Source organism: Acinetobacter lwoffii (genome assembly GCF_019343495.1).
In the GTDB taxonomy this organism is placed as follows: Bacteria; Pseudomonadota; Gammaproteobacteria; order Pseudomonadales; family Moraxellaceae; genus Acinetobacter; species Acinetobacter lwoffii_P.
In genome coordinates this window covers 180,398-199,546 of the sequence record NZ_CP072549.1, presented here as the reverse complement: position 1 = coordinate 199,546, position 19,149 = coordinate 180,398, and the positions used below count along the sequence as shown (strand labels likewise).

Below are 19,149 nucleotides of genomic sequence, written 5' to 3'. Positions count from 1 at the left end.
AAGATTTTCTATTAACTAATTAGTAATCATAAGTTATTGTTATTTTTAATACAAATAATCTATGTACTTATATTTTTAGAGACTAGTGTAGCTAAGAATTTTGAGGTGGTAGAAGTTTAACTAGCAATTGAAACTATTGTAACTATTAAAGAACATCCATGTTCTTTAACCTAGATTTACCCGAGCTCGATCAAATTATCTTGTGAATGCTCTTCAGCATCATCAACTCTTTCGAATTCTTCTTTTGCCATAACAACGTCCTCTTTAATAAGTGACATTAAAACTTCATGATTGATGAATTTCATAGCAGAAATAATTGCTACTAAGACTCCAACTATTAAGATAGCAAATTGAGAAAAAATATATGTATTTTCATCGACAAAAAACAAGTTCCATCCTAAATATTTAAACAACAAAGTTAAGAGAGTATTTGATATAAAAATTGGTACTGATGATACATATAAAAGGAAATAAATTATTGGTTTAAATTTTAATGCCTTAGATCTATCGATTGAAATGAATACATCTTCCTGCCCAAGTTTTTTAACTTCTATCTTATGTCTAATTTTTTTTATTTTATTGACCATTGAAAAAAAGTTATTAGGGGATTTTAGCTTAAGAATATTCACTTCCTTAAAGCCTAGTTTTTCAGTGGCAACCATTGCCTGTGCAAAGGCACTCTTTTCATAATCAGTGATATCAGCTCGCTTAATTTCTTCTTCATATTTTTTAACAGATACCGCCCTATCTGCATAAAATTTTGCACTATGGGTAAAGCGTTTTCTGCTATCTAACCAAGATAAAATTGGGTAAATAAAAATGATAAGAGGTAAATATTTTAAGATTACATCCAATGATTACTACTCCAAATGGCTAGTTAAACCTGTGGGATGAAATAGCACCCCACTCTATTCACTACTTCGAATTTGACCACTAATTAATGTTACTTACAATTTCCAATGCTTTAGCTTGGATCAAATAATGTTGATCTGTTTCATCTGGATCATACTGAACTCTAATAATTAAAGGGTTAGATTCAGCAGTACTTTTATCTTCTATTAACCCTTCTTGATTTTCGATCTTATATTCAATAATGCCATGCTCTGCAGCAAACTTTATGAGCTCTTTTACTTCATCGCTTAAGTTTAAAAAATCATTTTTACCTGCGATATATGTCTGAATATAAGACTCTGTATTCATATCAACCATATGAGAAATAACTTTGTGAGCTGAATCGAACTGCTCATCTATTTCTAACTTTTCTACACAAATATGAATTCGTTTTAAAGTTTTCGAATTGATGATTTTTTCTGCTGATATTACTTCAGGGACTGTACTAACTATGATTCGGCCAAATTTGTCCTGCAATTTGTCCGTTATAATTAGCTTCTTTAAAAATTTTTCAAGCAATCCGATTTGGATCTCATTTTCAGGGTCTTTCACTTCACAAACCAATTTTTGATGTAAAGGAAAAAATATAAATTTAAAGAATCTTGGGTTTGCTTTTAAATTAGATGGAATATAGTTTTCCTCTACATTTTTATGACGATTTCTTTCATTTTTTTCTTCGTCATACCAATCACTTGTAATTCCATTACTTTTAAAAACTTCACCACTAAAACCATTAAGTAAGTTTTCTTCATTCAATGGTTTAATGAAACGAAATTTTAAATAGTTATTGCGTTCCAAAGGAATCTGTCTAGGGGTAATCCCCCCTAAAAATAAAAGGATCTAAAAGTAGAATTTTCTCTTAAGATACGAGCAGGAGATTCTGCATGAAAACATCTAAATTTACTGACAGCCAGATCATATCCATTTTAAAACAGGCGGAGTCTGGCACACCTGTAGCTACCCTTTGCCGTGAACACGGCATGAGTAATGCTACCTTTTATAAATGGCGTGCCAAATATGGTGGTATGGATACATCATTAATGGCTCGACTCAAAGAGCTAGAAGCCGAAAATACCAGACTTAAAAAGATGTATGCGGAAGAGCGATTAAAGGCCGAAATCATCCAGGAAGCGATGGCAATGAGCAGCACTGCTGCGCAAGGGTAAAGCCATCTTGCCGGCGTAAGATGGCACAACAGGCAGTTGCCCAGCATGCCATTAGTATTCGTTTGGCTTGTAAAGCATTTGGCATTAGTGAAACCTGCTACCGCTATCAAGCCAAACTCAGCGATGACAATGCACTCATTGCTGAACAGCTCATTGAACTCACTGAGGAAAATTCCGATTGGGGCTTTGGTTTGTGCTTCTCGTATTTACGGCATGTTGAGAGTTGCTGCTGGAATCACAAGCGGGTTTACCGCATTTACTGTGAGTTGGCACTGAATCTGCGTATTAAACCGAGAAGAAGACTAAAACGGCATGCGCCTGAACCATTGAAAGAACCAATCCGAGAAAATCAGGTTTGGTCATTAGATTTTATGCATGATCAGCTTTCCGATGGTCGCAAGTTTCGATTATTGAATGTGATTGATGATTACCGCCGCGAAGGCCTAGCCATTGAAGCAGGGTTCTCATTGCCCACAATCAGGGTTATTCGTACGTTGAATCAATTGCTGGAGTGGAGAGAAAAACCGTTAGTGATCCGATGCGATAATGGTCCCGAATTTATCAGTCACGAATTTGTGCGCTGGGCTACTGAGCACGGTATTCGTATTGAATATATTCAACCGGGTAAGCCACAGCAGAATGCGTATATTGAACGCTATAATCGGACCATACGTTATAGTTGGCTGAGCAAGCATTTATTTGATACTTTGGATGAAGTACAAGATTATGCAACAAACTGGTTGTGGCATTACAACCATGAAAGACCACATCAAGCTAACAAAGGAAAGCCACCTCTAATGGCTGCTTAACCTCTACTTTTAACTTCGGTTATTTATGGGAGGATTACCGTACTTACCTCGTACATAAACGTCACGTAGGCAGTCGTCTGCAATTGACCAGATAAAAGAAACTAATTTGTTGTGAACTGAATGATCCATGTTTAGACCCAAAACTATCATTATATATGTCGCCAATTTAACACTATTTTCAAATAGTTGGGCAGTGTGTATATTGGCTTCTTTAGGCTTATACGCCAAATTATGTCGCGAAATTTGGTCTAATGAATCTACTCATACGCTCAGACTGCTTTGCGTAAAATTTAATTCTACTTTAATAAAGAACAGGTTCTCATATGGCAGATTTTGATTGGATAACTGAAGACTTAGGACGCATTAAAAATGAGCTTCGATTAGCTCGTAATACAGCAAGCTGCCGAAAAATTTATGATTGCATGAACATTTCTCCTGAGTTAATGGATACTACTGATCTAACACTCGCTTTCAGACGTGCTTTTGGAGTCTTCTTAGACCCATCTATTATAAGTATGAAATTTAATATCAATACAGAAACAATGTATATATTGAGAGATTGTATACATAAAGACTTTATTGAATATGAGCACACTTTCGAACTAGAAACATATAACTTAAATATTATTAAAAATATAAATTTAGATTCTGAAAAAAAATATAGAACGCTTAATACACTTCTGCAAATCAATATCAATCTTATTATCGATATTATTACTTTAATAAATAATACGTCTGAATTATCATTTTCTAACCATTATTATAAAATAGAAGAAAAGCTTTATAAACTCACCCCCGAATTTATTTTATTTATAGAGGTTTTTGGAAATAATTATAAATCCTATGAGTGGTACTTCACACAATTCGAAGCAGCTAACCAAAAAGAAAATTTTAATAGAATTACAAATGACTTTAAACTTATAGCCACAGACTATGAAAACGAAATTAAGAATCAAATTATTGAAATATCGATAGAAAGTTTTAAAAATTCACACTACTGTCAAAATAACAAAGAAATAAATTTAAAGAATGATTGGGAGTATGTAGGCTACTTAGCTTCAATAAAGGGAATTGAAGTCGCTGTATCTGATGCTGAAAACAAAGTATTGGAATCTTTTCAGAACCTAAAAGAATCTCAAAAGCTTTTACTTCACTATTATATTTACCAAATTAAATATGATGGTTTATCTATAGATAATATTCCTGCAGATATTAAAAAATATACTGATCTAGACCTATGCACGTATTTGGGAATTATAGCTAAAGATATTTGTAAAAAAGCATATATCGAATATTCTAATCAAAATGCTTCACAGGAAAAATAAGGGAGCAAAAGCTCCCCTTCTATCCACGGCTCGCCAACTTACTTTCAATCCATTGATGGATTTCATAAGCTGACCAACCGATACGGTTTTGGGTGATTTTTACTTTCTTTGGAAAAGTAGGATCGTAGTAAGGTGAGTTCTCATCCATCATTTCATAGATGGTTGAACGTCCAACGCCAACTAGCTCTACGACCTGCTTGATACTAATCAGCTGGTTCATTTGGAATGTTTGCCCTACAAATGCATTCATGATGTTTACTCCTATCTCATGATTTCGAGCAACTCGCTCATGAGATACGGCAATCTCGTAAGGTTTTACCCGGTTCGATTTAATTCAAAGCCGTCACTGATCCTTTCAATCCCTGCTGAATATTAAATTCAGGCTGCGTTTCCTCAATCTGCTGGCCTTCAACAGGCTGATAAAACTCCTCAACCACATCCAAGCCTTCCTCCATGTCTACGTCCATCCTTCCATTCCCAAAACCCTTCCTTGCGGTAAAGTCCACAGCCTCCTGATAAAACCCAGCCTGCTTACTCTGCTCATCAATTTGCTTTGCCTGAATAATGGCTTCATTCAAGCTAATCCCCTCCCTTAAAGTTAGATCCACGTAATACACCGGCTGACGATAGCTCTGTGTCGTACTCTTACCTCTTAAAATGAGTTGCAACGGCAGGCAAGACAACAAACCATTTGATGCCGCATGGTAATAATTCAGCCGTGCAGTCAAAGTACGGATACTGTTAAAGCCTGTAGTTCTAAAGATGAAGGTGCCAAACTCATCCGATTCATCTAAGTTCACATGCAAACGTCCATAGGGCTTGCAATGCCCGCCTTGTGCCAATGGACATAAATCAGGGGATGGACAGGGAAGTTGCTCCACGCCTTGATTGGTTAAACGTTGGCAGGTTTCTCCATTACCGACACAGACGGGACGACCGGTCTGTCGGTCAAATAAGGTGTATTCCGCCCGTAAGTTTAGATCAGGATCATTGAAGATCATGCGAACAGGGATTGAGCGCAACTTTTGATTAGGCGTATTCGCTCGAAGCTGATCATCCAGTGGATGCTTCACCCAGCCTTCTTTGCTTTGAATCTGGGACGTAATGGTGAATTGATCATCTTTTTCCGGTAGGCGCTTGCCATTCTTTTCGATCATACGACCGATACTGATCCGTCCCAGGATTGGTGGAGTAATTGCTAAACCTTTAATCATGTTGATATTCCTTAATGTATTACCTTACAAATTTGAGTCTATGTATGTAGGTCGGAACAAGGACCAAATAAGTTACCCAAAGAATGTAGAGCCAGATAAAGTGCTACAGAGATCGCGACCGATTTGCTCTCTACCGAAGGGTAGAGAGCGGGGAGCGATTTTTGTGAATTTTTGATTTGGTGCTGTAGATAGGACTTAGTCGGTATAGATGTTAAATCGACGACTGCCCTGCTTTTCAAGTGGATAAAGCTCGATGAGTTCAGGCTGGTGCTGAAGCAATGCTTTGGTATTGAGACTGATAGAATCCTTAGCTTTCTTCCAGACTACTGAGCCATGAGCAAAGACAGCCCTTTCCTTGTCTTGCATCATCATCTGAATTTCATGTTTAAGTTGATCAAAGCGTTCCTGCTGATGCTGAATCTCTTCCTTCATTTTGATGAGCTGGTCGAACATCAAATTGGCATTTTCATTTTGTGAGAGATCCTCTACGGTTAAAGGCACATGCGCTGGATAGAGTTGTTGAATCGCTTTAGCTGCGGATTCACTTGCATCCACGGATGGTGGTGTATCCTTTTCCACGCACTCCCAGAAATATCGTTCTGCTTGAACAATATGCTCAATCACCGATTCAGACCGTGTCACTTTGAAGATCTTGGTTTCATGCCCACAGATCAAGACACAAACATGCGCTGCCTGTTTACCAGTCACCGCCAGTTGATGTTGTACCTGACAAAGCACATATAAAGGCACACCATCACGCCACAATTTTGCTCCATGCTCACCTGCTGTTTTACATTCTAGGACCTGAACGTCATCACTGCCGACCACGCTGTAATCCAGATTGGCTAACATAAAGTGTTTATCGGGATCAGGATGCTGAAGTACTGCATTGATCCGTCGCACCTTGTTATGGGTGTGCATGCTGTAATACTCAGCCACCAAAGGTTCCAGCTGTTTGCCCCAATACAGCGGTGCTACACCTGAACTTTCATCTTCAATGGATTGAGTCTGACGACCTGTTTTGATCAGCCAGAGTTCCAGCATCGACATATAAGGATTGAGGCCACAGGCTGTCGCGGCATCACTGCTGCCAATGCCTTGTTTACGGACTTCAAGCCAATCTTGATACGCCATATCTTTGGTGTTGACTAAGCGTTTTGCAGAACTAGCTCGTTTAGGTGTAGTTAATGGATTTAATGCAGTTTGAACACCTGCCTGTACAGTCTGATTTGAAATCGGTGCGATTTGATTCATGGTTCTATCCTTATAAATTTCAGTTTTTGTAAAAAAGAAGCGCATAAAAAAGCCATACCCGACACGAGGTCGGGTATGGCGATATGCATGCTGATTCAGATTGTTGACTGTGAGTAGTAAGTAGAGAGAGTTACGTGTGTGCTGTACTCAGCAATTGTTGAGACTTGCAGGGTTAAGGTTGGATGGATTACATGAGCTTAGGCTATCAAAGATAAAGCCTGTTGTAGCCCACGTTGCTTAAGACCTGCGCCTGCACCAAACCAAGCTGAATCAAGACGGTGATCTGTACTCATAGCACGTCGTTCATGATCCACAAATTCTGTGATCGAACACAGTAAACCATAAGCAGTGTCTTTGGCGGATGACAGGTCAGCACCACGTCCTTGCCCATTGAACATGTCCAAAGCTTTATTCATGGCACGACCATTTGGTTCAGGCTTTTTCTCTTGAGCTTGCTGCGCGACATTACGATAGAACTGAATGATGTTTTCTTCAGGATCGGAAATTGACATGGTGCTGTTGTTGAATACGGCATCAAAATAAGCTTTGGCTTCCTGCTGACTCACCTTACGCTGTGTGAGTTGTTTCATTTCATACATGTGCTCATCCCATGCACGAACTGAAATACCCAATTGTTGTTTCACTTTCTCTGCATCAAACTTGGTGCTATGTGGAACCTTCACTACACTTGCACTACTGCTCTGCCCACGTAAAGCAATCGCCAAAGTGTTGTTACAGACCACCCGGATACTAGTGAACTGTGCTGTCGTTGCCAAGGTGCCATCACACGCAGTAGCCAGCAGGATATAACCATTACTAACATCCTTAGCCTTTAACCCGGTACTTTGACCTGTACGCGCTAATGCCCAGAACTTCTTCCCACCTTTCAAAACCCCTGCGGTTTCTAACTCAAAGCCAGATTGCTCAGTCAGATCCCGGTAGAACTCTAGAATCTCTTTAGGCTGAACTTCCTGATAACGCTGACTGACCACAGATAAAGGTGCATGGGTATCTGAACGATACAACACTCGCTGTTCTTCAAATGGCATGATAATGCTCTGACCACGCTCATTCTGTGCCATATAGCTGACATCAGATGATTCGATGCGCCAATCCATCCCTGCTTGCTGTGCCCATACTTCCAGTGGTTGATTCGGACTGAGTTGATTCCCTAAGCCATGCCAAGGGGTTTCACCAACATAGGCGATTTGTTCAATTTGGTGTGCCATTGCTTTGATCTCCTATGCTAATTCAACGAAAATTCTGCTGACAGTGATTGCAGTGATAATAGGTCAGCGTGATCGGCTTTTTAGGCTCATCAAACACACTACTGAATAGGCCACCAATGACTGCACCTGCAAGACCACCGAGTAGCGGTGATACAGGCGAAGGTAAGCTTTTTGAGATGGATGCACCAATAGTGGCAAGCGATGCTGAAGCTGCAAGACCTGATGATTCAGTTCCATTCACTTGTTGATCCACCACTTTGATGACTTGATCAGATAGGCAGTAAGGACAAATTAAACTCATAATATACATCTCCAGAAATGACAAAGGCTTACCGATTGGCAAGCCTTGCAAAGTTAAAAAACTCGTTTTCATCTAGATGATGTATATCTGAGATTTTTTTCAAATCATTGGAATGTCCGCATTTTTGGACTGAGCTTCACTCGTAAATGTTGGGCTTCTTTCTCAGGGTTTACTAGATAAGCACCTGCATTACGAAGGTTACGAACTTCCACTGGATTATCCCGATGTATTCTACCGATACCAAGAATACCAAGCTCTCTATACTTGGCTATTTGCTCTGGATCATGACAGTTGAAATAACACCCCTCATCATTAGTAATCTGCTTCCACAACTTCCCGACCTTATCCGCTATAGCCCATCCTTTTTGACGTTGATGCCCATTAAAGATCAACAGCAAATGGCAATGATAACCTTTGGTTTCACCCTGCTCTAAAGCCCATGCAAAATCTACTAAGTCATGAAACGGATCTTTACGCTTAGATATCGCTTTACGCAATTCCTCTAAATCTTGGTAGAACATTTGGATATCGACGATACTGTGACAGCTCTGCAAATATGCAATATCTATTCTCACTACTTCTGACTTTGAATACCGACTAAGAGCTCTATCTAATTTTTTCGATAAAGATTCTAGATTACGTTTTTCGTTCTCACGATGCCTACGGAGATCTTTCAGCTGTCTACTCTGATACCCCTTAAAGTAATCTTGATAGTGATCAAATGATTCACATTTCAACTCATCGACGACTTCATCAAAATCTAAATCATCAATATCATACTCATCTAACCAATCACACCATGCATTGATATAACCAAAGTACTGAGAGCCTGTACGATAAATCTCATCAAACTGTATTACTAACTCCGCAAACTCCTCGTAGAAATCTAGAGGTTGATTCTCTGCTCTAATCCAAAGCTCAGTTACAACTTCTAGTTGAATTGTTAATTTAGACTCGTTAATTGATTTACTCATGTTTAATACTCAATATGGAAATAGCTCCATATGACATGGGTAAACTGTATAAATATAAATTTCAGTTAGATTGTACTTAATGCTATAAGCTTATGAGTAGTAAGAGTATTAATCTCTATATGATATATATTTAATAATATTAATAACCTGCCATTACAAATTTGAATATTTGTTAGCCAAACAACATGTTCAACCAATATTTTCAATTTTTTTCACAATATTTGAAGCTCTATTGATCCACAAGCATAATCGATAGAGCTTACTTTTGAAAAAGTTATGCGGTGAATATCAAGCATCAGCTTTATTTGATTTAGTGCTAGGCTTTCGCTTTTTTTTACGAGGTAACGTACCTCTGATAAGCCATTTAGGAGTATCTGAATAAAATGTATTATCTAACAGATCCTTATATACTATGTAAGGGGCCAAGTTATTGATAATACTATTTTTTAGTGGTTTATCAATTGATTCTACTAGCAACTCTTGATATGCCAACCCTTCTACAGAATTAAATATTTTTTTAACTCGGCACGAAGCCTTTAAATCTAATGGCGGTTGAAATGCCTCACTAGCCTTCTTGAGCGTTTCCTGCCATCTTTCACTAACGACATCCGCTAAATTAGAATAATTATTCAGTACTTCACGATCAAATACAAAAACAATATCGGCAAAGAATCGTCTTTTATCTGACATTTGGCTTGTATCATTTTCAACCCATGCCCCTACATATGCCCTAAGCTTAGATAATGGTGCTCTCCGTTTTCCCGCATGCAACATCTGATATAAAGCAGAACTTAGCCCTTTTTGTTTCATAAAGCCGTTCTTCATCTCACAGCTAAGTGAGCATCTAATTAAAACGCAATCGCGCTTAAAAGCCCCTCTCAAATAATTTTGGATTTTCTCGACTCGTTGCTCATGCCTTGGAATATTTATGTGCTTATTTTGCCCTAACGTAATAGCTGTAGGACTATATATTGATTTAAATAGTCCCCCATAGTACTTAAAGTCTTCAATCTTAGATTTATAAAAATTAGCTCGTGTATGATCAAAAGGAAATGACAAAAAATCCTGATAGTCATATTTTCTGAACTGCCCGAAAAAATAATGCAATAGCCTTGATCGATAAACGCCCCCAATTCGAGTTCCCAGCGTAATAATAGAATCATGTTGCATGAGCAAATCTACAAATTGAAACAGAGTTCTTTCAACTATTTGCTGCGCTCGCATTTCATTAGGCTGCAAGGATCGCGAATATTTGACCGATAGCATAAAAATTTCAATTTTTTCTAGAAGCTTAAGTTCTGCTTCCGTTAACTTAAATGTTGCGTAAGATGACAAATTTTCTTGATATTGCAAAATAATATTCTTCAAATAGTCTTTGCTATAAGCATCTAAATGATTTTGTACCCAACACAAGTCGAATAAAGCATATTGAGTTAAATCACCTAATACACGATGTGGATTAGGGTGCTTTTTGAACTTTTGTATAATGATATGCACGTTTTCATTAAAATTAATTTCGTGATTTTCCCGCCCAATAATGTCATCACTTGTAGACTTGAACATAAAGTCCTGATCCAATCTCACAAGAAAATCTAAACAATTCTCAATGAATATAGCTTTATTCTTTTCATCGTAAAGGCATAGATTAAATTGCTTATTGAAGACTTCACTACTTGAATTAAAGTTATCATTCCAATTCATAATACTGACATCAATATTCAAGTCATATGATTTTAGAAGCTCATGGCACTGTGTTTTGATCTCACTTATTGTTCTATGTTCCGTGTAATCAGATGTTGTTTCAAATACCCATATACAGAAGTAGTCTAAGCCATTATTGTGACCATTCAAGCAAATATAATAATTACGTAATAACCCCTCAACTGAGATCTGCCCTAAAAGCTCATATCTCTTGCTATGAAGTTTTGCAATTTCATCATTTACATTATTACTATCAATTCGAATTACAGTACTTAAAACATGTAATTTTTTTCCTATCTTAAACAGCTCGTCTAAATCACTTAGTATTAAACTTTTCGTCTCTGAGAATTTTTCAGCTGGTATGCCATATCGTCTTAAATTATCAATGTAATGTTCATACCATATTTTCAAGAAATCATTCTGCCAACTCCCTGCATAAAATTGTATGAATTGTTCTTGCCTCAGGAAATGTTGCTGCTGTTTTAGATTTGTTGATTTAGCAGTCCTATGGACAAAACTATCAAAGATTCGACCAAATTCAGTTAGCCTTTTATTTTTTAGACCCATTTGTAGCTGATCAAAGTTAGGCATTACATAAAGTTGATCTAGCGCTTTTCCTATACCCAACAGAAGCTGCTGACTTCTATATCGGCCTACTTGATTCGTTTGCTCACCGCAATGTAAGTGCCGAAACTCTGTTTCGATCTGTTCACACCACTGCAAAATATTTACCAATAAATTGATTGTTTCTTTATATGCACAACCTGCCTTGGGTTCTTGAGAGAAGAACGTATCCTTCATAGATTTAGAATACATGTAACCTAATAATTTATTGTAATTTGAAAGCTTCATACTATAAATATAACTATTTCAACAATCTAAGTTGTTGATAATATAAATTATAAAAATACTTTAAAACAGGTTTATCACATATATTTTAAGTAAATTAAATCATTTTTCACACATAGCAAGTAAGCAATAAATATATTTATTAATATACTAATAATTAAGCAATACAGAAATGTTAGGTATAAAAAACCACGCCATCAGGCGTGGTTTTTTTACATATACTGAGTGACTTACTTCATCCATTCCTGCACCTTCCCCCCATACCACTCCATAATCATTACTTGTTCATCCCAATACTGTGCTCGGTTATAAGCAGCATGAATGTTGTTTTTGTCGCACAGGTGCAAGCTTACTAATCAATCCATAGTCTTATGCATCAACCGATCTAAATAGTCAGACCATGATTGCATCATCACCGTACGTTCTTCTAAATATTTTGTACGGTTGTATGCTCTTCCATGCATATCACGAACCTGATGAGCCAATTGCTGTTCAATCCGCTCAATTGGAAATTTTAGAACCTCATCCAAGAGTGTTCTCGCAGTCGCTCTAAAGCCATGACCTGTCGTCTCACCATTTTCAAAACCATATTGTTTCAATCGTTTGTTAATCGTCGATTCGCTAATAGTTTTGGACTGATCCCGCATCGATACAAAGCAATACTCCGTATAACCTGTTATTTGGTGTAATTCTTTAAACAAGGTGATAACCTGATCTGACAGAGGAACAATATGCTGTAATGCGGTCTGATTCTTCGTTTTAGGAGGAGTGTATTTCCAAACCCGATTTTCAAAATCAATGTCTGCCCACTTGGCTCCTCTCAATTCTCCTGGGCGTACAAAAACATGCGGTAAAATTTTTACAGCATAATCTATCGCAATGTCACCACGGCCAACACTATTATTAATATTACTCAATAACTGTCCTAGCTTCTGCTCATCTGTGATCGCAGATCTATGCTTGGTTTTACCAACTTTTAAGATCCCACTAATTTGGTCTGCCACATTAAATTGACATAACCCTAAAGCAATCGCATAACGAAAGACTTGGGATGCTTTGCTTCTCATGCGCTTTGCTGAATCTGTCTTACCCTGCCTTTCGTAAATACGACAAACTTCTAAAATTTGCGATGGTGTAATACTGTCTATTGGATAATCCCCAATTGCAGCATACAACTTACCCCAAACAAATTGATTCCTTCGTTGAGTACTAAGTTCTAACTCCTCTGTCTTTCTATATTCATCCGCGATTAAAGCGAAAGTATTTTTGCCTGATTTAGCTTCTTCTTCATTTTTCTTCACAACCGCTGGATCTATATTTTGGGCGAGTAATTCTCGACATTCAGTTCTTTTTGCTCTTGCATTTAGCAACGATACCTCTGGGTATGTCCCAAAAGAAATGCTATTACGTTTTTTAGTAATTGGGCGAGCATAGTCCCACCTCCAATAGGTGTTACCATTTTTATCAATGATAAAAAATAGTCCTTTACCATCGGCTAGTTTAATTTGAACCTTGGTTGATAACTTTTTATGCGAATTTACTGCTGAACGAATCTGTGTATCTGTCAGATTCACAATTATTTTTGGCATTTTTACGGTAAGCCTTTGCAATAATTTTGAAATTACCGCAAAAATTACCGCAAAAAACTTAAATAACCTAAAACATGCTCGGACAGTATCGGATAACAGAAATACATAAGTTGTTTATTTTTAATGATTTTCGTATTTGATCGGATGAGGTAAAACAAAGAAATGGTGCGCTCAGCGGGACTCGAACCCACGCCACAGGCTTCGGAGACCTGTACTCTATCCAGTTGAGCTATGAGCGCATCTTTTTTGGATCGCGCACATCATAACAAAAAAAAGCATAAGGTAAAGCAACTATCTCTAACTTCATCATTTTTATGCTTAAGCTTTATACAATGTTCCAAAACAGCAACACAGAATTGCATGTGAATCACTTGGCTTATTTTGCGAGATCACTCACAATATCTCAACTTTTCACCATTTGAGATATTCATGACTGATGCACTGATCTTAAGGGATGTGTCAAAGACCTATCGCAATGGCTTTCAGGCATTGAAAGGGATTAACTTAAATGTACCAGAAGGTGAATTTTATGCGCTATTGGGGCCTAATGGCGCAGGAAAATCTACTACCATCGGTATTATCAGCTCATTAACAAAAAAAACCTCCGGTACAGTCGAAATTTTTGGTCATAATCTGGATACCCACCCTTCTCAGGCCAAACAGTGCCTAGGTGTGGTGCCTCAGGAATTCAACTTTGCCCAGTTTGAGAAAACCTTTGATATTTTGGTAACTCAGGCAGGCTATTATGGCATTCCTAAAAAAATTGCACAGGAACGGGCGGAGCTTTATCTGACCAAACTGGGTTTATGGGAAAAGCGCTCTACTCAGGCCCGCATGTTATCCGGCGGAATGAAACGTCGCCTGATGATCGCGCGTGCCATGATGCATGAACCGAAACTGCTGATTCTGGATGAACCGACGGCTGGTGTTGATATCGAGTTGCGTCGTTCGATGTGGGAATTTTTGAACGAGATGAATGAAAAAGGCACTTCCATCATTCTGACCACACATTATCTAGAAGAAGCAGAAATGCTGTGTCGCCGTATTGCGATTATCGATCGCGGTGTGATTAAAGAAGACACCACCATGAAAAGCTTCCTGAGTCAGCTCAATGAAGAATCGTTTATTTTTGATCTGGCCGAACCGATTGAACCTTTGCATCTGGATATCATCGGCGTGCGATTTAACCTGATCGATCCGATGACCTTAGAAATTACCATGGATAAGGCACATACCATGAATGATCTGTTCCAGTTGCTGGAATCACAGAATATTCAGGTACGCAGTATGCGCAATAAATCCAATCGTCTGGAAGAACTTTTTGTGAAAATGGTCGAGAAAAATCTGGATGGAGCTGCGCAATGAACATTAATCAACTCAGCGTAGCTTTATATACCATTATCTATAAAGAAGTGCGTCGCTTTATGCGCATCTGGCCACAGACCCTGTTGCCACCTGCAATCACCATGAGCCTGTACTTTGTGATCTTCGGTAATCTGGTCGGTTCACGCATTGGAGAAATGGGCGGCTATAGTTATATGGAGTTCATTGTGCCCGGTCTGATTATGATGGCCGTGATCACCAACAGCTATGCCAACGTCTCGTCTAGTTTCTTCAGCTCAAAATTCCAGAAAAGTATTGAAGAACTGATCATGAGTCCGGTACCGATGCATGCCATTTTATGGGGTCATGTATTGGGCGGTGTGATTCGTGGGATACTGGTGGCAATCATTGTCAGTGCAGTGAGCTTATTTTTTGCCGATTTATACATCACCAACTGGTTTGTGACTATATATACAGTCTTGATTACTTCCCTGCTGTTTTCCTTGGGTGGTTTTATCAATGCCGTCTATGCCAAATCTTTCGATGATATCTCGATTATCCCGACTTTTGTGTTAACGCCACTGACCTATTTAGGTGGTGTGTTTTATGCTATTTCGAGCTTAAGTCCGTTCTGGCAAAATCTATCTTTAATTAATCCTGTCGTGTATATGGTCAATGCTTTCCGCTATGGCATTTTAGGACATAGCGATGTCAATGTCGCCATTTCACTGACAGTAATTACCTTATGTTGTGCCGTGCTGTATGCAGTGGCCTATCATTTACTCTCCCGTGGTTCAGGAATGCGTGAATAATGAGTGTAGAACAATCTCTCCTTGGTAAAGACACCAATTATCCGACAGAATATCAGCCTGATGTTCTGTTTCCGATTTCGCGCGCGCCTGCCCGTGAACAATACGCACATGTCGAAGCGATTCAGCAAGGTGCAGACTGGTGGCATGTTTTTGAAATTTCCTGGTTAAATTCAGCCGGTGTGCCGCAAGTGTCTATCGGCCGCATTAGCTTGCCAGCGTCTTCGCCGAATCTGATCGAATCTAAATCTTTGAAGCTGTATTTCAATAGCCTGAATTTTGCCAAGTTTGCATCTAAAGAGGCCTTTATCGCGACCGCAGAAAAAGATTTATCTACTGCGGCTGAAGCTAAAGTTAAACTGCAACTGTTTCAGGTTGATGAGTTAGAGATCAGCAAGCCTGAAGGCATCTGTATTGATGAGCTGACACCTGAGCGCCTAGAAAATCATCCAGATGCCAGTTTATTGGCTTTGGATTCGGATGATGCAGCAGAAGGTGAAATCCAGCTGTATTCACATTTACTTAGAAGTAACTGCCCAGTCACTGGCCAGCCGGACTGGGGAACAGTTTTTATACGTTATCAAGGTAAAAAACCTTGTTATAAGAGTATTTTAGCTTATATTATTTCCTACCGTCAGCATAATGGGTTCCACGAACAATGTGTGGAGCAGATGTTTGCCGATATCTGGCAGCAACTGAAACCGGAAAAGCTGATGGTCTACGCAACCTATACACGCCGTGGTGGATTGGATATCAACCCTTGCCGTGTATCGGATTTAACATGGATGCCTCGCCCTATTCGTTTAGCGCGACAATAAAAAACATTGAGGTTGAACAATGCCATTTTTTGGGTTTATTCCTTCTGCAGAGCTTTTAAATACAATTCAGACTGCACAAAAAAACAAAAATTCAAGTGAGCCGCTTTACCCATTACGTGATAAAACCGCATTGATGATTAATGATGAAATTATTGATGCGATTCTCACCGAGCTGGTGCGTCGCTTCCCTGCCAGTGATAAACGCGATACTGCGGAAAAACTGGCTGGCTATATCAAGTCGACTGTTGCGGTTTTGCTGAAGCAGTTATTGAGTAAAGCGCCGAACGATGTGGTCAGAGAGTCGATTGCATTCTCTGAGCGCAGTCTGTTTAAAGATCCTGAAGGAAATTTCCGCATTGGTGAGTCACTGGATGCCAATCTGGTGACAAATTTAAAACATCATTATGCGGAGCTTAAAGCCGGTCAGAGTATCGATAAACAAGCGTTCAGTAACCTGTACAAGCAATTTGGTGAAGCGACAGTACGACATTTTATGGTCGACTTTAATAAAACCCTAGATCTTGGCATGATCAAACGCAAGGCAGCAGATATTGGCGCATCTGCAGTGATCAAGGCCATCAATATGGCAGCAGATAAAATTATTCTGAATTTGAATAAAGATGAGCTGCGCGCCATGGCCGAATATCACGACACTTTGTTCTATACAGAATAGTTTTGGATAGCATGGTTTCAAGATTTTCTACAAATCTTGAGGAATTAGCCTGACTTCGGTCAGGCTTTTTTATGATCAGTGAAATAGCTTGTTACAGATAAGCGGCTCTATAAGACAGACTGCCGTAAAAATAGCCAATCCATCGCTATTTTTGTATAAGCGGCTAGGTCTCTTATTCATCCGAATGTTATCTTTAATCTGGCACTTTAAGAGCCCCACGATTGAAAAAATTTATCAATCTTTTTCATGGCATGATTCAAATGACATCGCCAGCAACTCATCAAAAAAACTGGAAATCGTAGCAAGATGTTGAAATCGGATTTTTATAAAAAGTTTAAGCAGCTTTCAATCGCACTTACCGCATTTGGTCTCAGCAGTTTGAGTCTGGCCAACGATTTCCAATATCACCCTTCTTATGCCGCTTTTAAGCAGAACGCCATGCAGAGCTATGGACTGAGTGCCCAGCAAGTAGATTCCGCCATGAGCGGGACGCGTAATTTGCCTAATATTATCAATATCATGAATCGCCCAGGTGAAAGTAAGCCTTGGTATTCGTATAAAACTAACTTCTTAGCTGAATCTACCATTCAGCGCGGCGTACGTTTTAAACAGCAATATGCAGAAACGCTTAACCGTGCTGAACAGCAGTTTGGTGTACCACAGGCGATCATTCTGGGCATTTTAGGTGTAGAAACCGGTTTTGGTAGCAACAAGGGCTCTTTTGTCACTCGTGATGCCCTAGCAACCTTAGGGTTTGGCTATGAACGTCGTGCCCAGTATTTTCAGGATGAACTGGCTGCTTTAATTGCCTGGTCGTATAGAGATGGTGTTGCCACCTCTTCTGTGGTGGGTTCGTATGCCGGCGCTGTTGGCTATCCGCAGTTTATGCCGAGCAACATTCCAAAATTCGGCGTGGACTACGATGGCAATGGTCATATTGACCTGCGTAACTCAGCGGTAGATGCGATTGGTTCGATTGCCAACTATCTGGCACAGCACGGCTGGCAGCGTAATCAGCCCATTGCCTTTCCGGCACGTTATACCGGTTCAAATCCCGATGCCGTGATTGCCAAAGATCTGACTCAACCTATACCTTATGGTGTGTTAAAAACGCAAGGCATCAGCCCAATGAATCCAATCGTAAAAATTGACGATCTGGATCTGGTCAATGTAATTCAATTACAAGAGAATTATGGCTCGATTTACTACATCACTTATCCAAATTTTCAAGTGATTACCACTTATAATCGTAGCCGTATGTATGCTACTGCTTTGTGGCTATTAGGTACCGAAATTACCAGCCGTTAACACTGAAAATTAATATAAATTATGAAAGTCAACATTTTTATAGGTTAATTTGTACGTATTTTAAGCAATTTTAATATCATGTTACAATATTGATTATTTTTTAATCAATCATTGTTTATTTTGCGTTCTTTTTTTAACTATTTTAATTAAACACTAGACAGGGTATTGTCGGCATGAATATTATCCATTTCGTTAAATGTAGTTGCATAAGTTAAATATCAGGCATGTTTATATGGTTTTTCAGCCATTTATGAACAACCAATAGATATGCTGTTAGGAGTTGATTCGATGCATTCTTCAATTTTGAAGTCTTTTATGGCCATTGCCACGATCGTCACGCTGACGCAATCACAGGCAGATATGGTTCCGTCATCTTCATTCACCAATGAAAATGACAATTCGCGTCTTGCAACGCGAGTACTCAATAAAGAAGCTCAAAGCTTCAATTCAAATTTCACAAATTTGAACAGCCTTTCAATCACTGAGCGTTCTGGCGATAAAGTTCGCCGTGAAACCATTGCAGCGAAAATTGAACTTCCTGCAGAAGAGCCTTCAGTGATTGAAAAACTGAATACAGTGGCTTCTAATACTGTACGTAAATTCAGTCAGACAGGTACAGCGTCTTGGTATGGTCGTCAATTCCACGGCCGTAAAACTGCAAGCGGTGAAACCTTTGATATGAACGCAATGACTGCTGCTCATCGTAGCCTGCCATTGAACTGCTATATTCGTGTAACTAACCGCAATAACGGCAAGAGCGTCGTGGTTAAAGTAAATGACCGCGGTCCTTTCCATGGTAACCGTGTTGTTGATTTATCTTACGGTGCTGCGAAACAGTTAGGTATTACCAGTGCCGGTACTGCAAAAGTCAGTATTGAACGTGTCGCTGGCCCAAATTCTTAAGATTTGACCTGCA

The 19,149-nt window shown here is 39.0% G+C and carries 17 protein-coding genes, 1 tRNA gene and 1 pseudogene; 8 read left to right on the top strand and 11 right to left on the bottom strand.

All coding sequences use genetic code 11. The features are described from left to right. Positions 1-176: 176 nt before the first annotated feature. Positions 177-854 carry a hypothetical protein gene (locus J7649_RS00965; protein WP_139880827.1) on the bottom strand — a complete coding sequence of 226 codons (678 nt, stop codon included), beginning with the start codon at positions 852-854 and terminating at the stop codon, positions 177-179. 79 nt (positions 855-933) lie between these two features. Then, entirely contained in the window at positions 934-1,689 is a 756-nt protein-coding gene (locus J7649_RS00960; RefSeq protein WP_228264216.1) for a DUF4747 family protein, read from the bottom strand. 86 nt (positions 1,690-1,775) lie between these two features. Here J7649_RS00960 and J7649_RS00955 point away from each other — a divergent pair. Together J7649_RS00955 and J7649_RS00950 are read left to right on the top strand one after the other, a co-directional pair. Continuing rightward, positions 1,776-2,866: pseudogene (locus J7649_RS00955) on the top strand (IS3 family transposase). A 323-nt stretch (positions 2,867-3,189) separates the two neighbouring features. After that, complete coding sequence (locus tag J7649_RS00950; RefSeq protein ID WP_139880821.1) at positions 3,190-4,191, top strand: hypothetical protein; 1,002 nt, start codon at positions 3,190-3,192, stop codon at positions 4,189-4,191. Between the two features lie 19 nt (positions 4,192-4,210). Here J7649_RS00950 and J7649_RS00945 read toward each other — a convergent pair whose 3' ends face one another. From J7649_RS00945 to J7649_RS00905, 9 genes are all read right to left on the bottom strand, one after another. Next, positions 4,211-4,441 carry a helix-turn-helix transcriptional regulator gene (locus tag J7649_RS00945; RefSeq protein WP_034675496.1) on the bottom strand — a complete coding sequence of 77 codons (231 nt, stop codon included), beginning with the start codon at positions 4,439-4,441 and terminating at the stop codon, positions 4,211-4,213. Positions 4,442-4,520: 79 nt separating this feature from the next. Next, positions 4,521-5,405, bottom strand: a complete 885-nt coding sequence (locus tag J7649_RS00940; RefSeq protein ID WP_139880818.1) for a recombination directionality factor — start codon at positions 5,403-5,405, stop codon at positions 4,521-4,523. A gap of 195 nt (positions 5,406-5,600) precedes the next feature. After that, positions 5,601-6,659 carry a YqaJ viral recombinase family nuclease gene (locus J7649_RS00935; protein WP_139880815.1) on the bottom strand — a complete coding sequence of 353 codons (1,059 nt, stop codon included), beginning with the start codon at positions 6,657-6,659 and terminating at the stop codon, positions 5,601-5,603. Between the two features lie 197 nt (positions 6,660-6,856). Then, a complete protein-coding gene (locus J7649_RS00930) occupies positions 6,857-7,888 on the bottom strand; it encodes a DUF932 domain-containing protein (protein WP_139880812.1) in 1,032 nt (343 codons plus the stop codon). A gap of 22 nt (positions 7,889-7,910) precedes the next feature. Next, positions 7,911-8,189, bottom strand: a complete 279-nt coding sequence (locus J7649_RS00925; protein WP_139880809.1) for a hypothetical protein — start codon at positions 8,187-8,189, stop codon at positions 7,911-7,913. A 104-nt stretch (positions 8,190-8,293) separates the two neighbouring features. Then, on the bottom strand, positions 8,294-9,163 hold the full coding sequence (locus J7649_RS00920; protein ID WP_139880806.1) for a YagK/YfjJ domain-containing protein: 870 nt from the start codon (positions 9,161-9,163) through the stop codon (positions 8,294-8,296). Between the two features lie 288 nt (positions 9,164-9,451). After that, entirely contained in the window at positions 9,452-11,680 is a 2,229-nt protein-coding gene (locus J7649_RS00915; protein WP_219308939.1) for a hypothetical protein, read from the bottom strand. Between the two features lie 389 nt (positions 11,681-12,069). Then, positions 12,070-13,302: a tyrosine-type recombinase/integrase gene (locus J7649_RS00910; protein WP_139880800.1), complete on the bottom strand. Its 1,233-nt coding sequence runs from the start codon at positions 13,300-13,302 to the stop codon at positions 12,070-12,072. A 163-nt stretch (positions 13,303-13,465) separates the two neighbouring features. Next, a tRNA-Arg gene (locus J7649_RS00905) sits at positions 13,466-13,541 on the bottom strand. Between the two features lie 190 nt (positions 13,542-13,731). On the opposite strand from J7649_RS00905, the gene J7649_RS00900 reads away from it, so the two are divergent. The 6 genes from J7649_RS00900 (at position 13,732) to J7649_RS00875 (ending at position 19,136) form a co-directional block, all read left to right on the top strand. Next, positions 13,732-14,667 carry an ABC transporter ATP-binding protein gene (locus J7649_RS00900; protein WP_005106465.1) on the top strand — a complete coding sequence of 312 codons (936 nt, stop codon included), beginning with the start codon at positions 13,732-13,734 and terminating at the stop codon, positions 14,665-14,667. Further along, a complete protein-coding gene (locus J7649_RS00895; RefSeq protein ID WP_004279041.1) occupies positions 14,664-15,437 on the top strand; it encodes an ABC transporter permease in 774 nt (257 codons plus the stop codon). Before J7649_RS00900 ends, J7649_RS00895 begins: the two co-directional genes overlap by 4 nt. Continuing rightward, the gene (gene queF, locus J7649_RS00890) at positions 15,437-16,252 is read left to right on the top strand and encodes an NADPH-dependent 7-cyano-7-deazaguanine reductase QueF (protein WP_219308937.1); all 816 of its coding nucleotides are present in this window, start codon (positions 15,437-15,439) and stop codon (positions 16,250-16,252) included. Before J7649_RS00895 ends, queF begins: the two co-directional genes overlap by 1 nt. Positions 16,253-16,271: 19 nt before the next feature. Beyond that, positions 16,272-16,925 carry a hypothetical protein gene (locus J7649_RS00885; RefSeq protein WP_114540900.1) on the top strand — a complete coding sequence of 218 codons (654 nt, stop codon included), beginning with the start codon at positions 16,272-16,274 and terminating at the stop codon, positions 16,923-16,925. Positions 16,926-17,231: 306 nt separating this feature from the next. After that, the gene (gene mltB / locus J7649_RS00880; RefSeq protein ID WP_005265760.1) at positions 17,232-18,233 is read left to right on the top strand and encodes a lytic murein transglycosylase B; all 1,002 of its coding nucleotides are present in this window, start codon (positions 17,232-17,234) and stop codon (positions 18,231-18,233) included. 288 nt (positions 18,234-18,521) lie between these two features. After that, a complete protein-coding gene (locus tag J7649_RS00875) occupies positions 18,522-19,136 on the top strand; it encodes a septal ring lytic transglycosylase RlpA family protein (RefSeq protein ID WP_004279046.1) in 615 nt (204 codons plus the stop codon). Positions 19,137-19,149: the final 13 nt, after the last annotated feature.

Coding starts and splice junctions, on each gene's coding strand:
- J7649_RS00950 (WP_139880821.1), top strand. CDS start 3,190: ATGGCAGATTTTGATTGGATAACTGAAGACTTAGGACGCATTAAAAAT.
- J7649_RS00945 (WP_034675496.1), bottom strand. CDS start 4,441: ATGAATGCATTTGTAGGGCAAACATTCCAAATGAACCAGCTGATTAGT.
- J7649_RS00940 (WP_139880818.1), bottom strand. CDS start 5,405: ATGATTAAAGGTTTAGCAATTACTCCACCAATCCTGGGACGGATCAGT.
- J7649_RS00935 (WP_139880815.1), bottom strand. CDS start 6,659: ATGAATCAAATCGCACCGATTTCAAATCAGACTGTACAGGCAGGTGTT.
- J7649_RS00930 (WP_139880812.1), bottom strand. CDS start 7,888: ATGGCACACCAAATTGAACAAATCGCCTATGTTGGTGAAACCCCTTGG.
- J7649_RS00925 (WP_139880809.1), bottom strand. CDS start 8,189: ATGAGTTTAATTTGTCCTTACTGCCTATCTGATCAAGTCATCAAAGTG.
- J7649_RS00920 (WP_139880806.1), bottom strand. CDS start 9,163: ATGAGTAAATCAATTAACGAGTCTAAATTAACAATTCAACTAGAAGTT.
- J7649_RS00915 (WP_219308939.1), bottom strand. CDS start 11,680: ATGTATTCTAAATCTATGAAGGATACGTTCTTCTCTCAAGAACCCAAG.
- J7649_RS00910 (WP_139880800.1), bottom strand. CDS start 13,302: ATGCCAAAAATAATTGTGAATCTGACAGATACACAGATTCGTTCAGCA.
- J7649_RS00900 (WP_005106465.1), top strand. CDS start 13,732: ATGACTGATGCACTGATCTTAAGGGATGTGTCAAAGACCTATCGCAAT.
- J7649_RS00895 (WP_004279041.1), top strand. CDS start 14,664: ATGAACATTAATCAACTCAGCGTAGCTTTATATACCATTATCTATAAA.
- queF (WP_219308937.1), top strand. CDS start 15,437: ATGAGTGTAGAACAATCTCTCCTTGGTAAAGACACCAATTATCCGACA.
- J7649_RS00885 (WP_114540900.1), top strand. CDS start 16,272: ATGCCATTTTTTGGGTTTATTCCTTCTGCAGAGCTTTTAAATACAATT.
- mltB (WP_005265760.1), top strand. CDS start 17,232: ATGTTGAAATCGGATTTTTATAAAAAGTTTAAGCAGCTTTCAATCGCA.
- J7649_RS00875 (WP_004279046.1), top strand. CDS start 18,522: ATGCATTCTTCAATTTTGAAGTCTTTTATGGCCATTGCCACGATCGTC.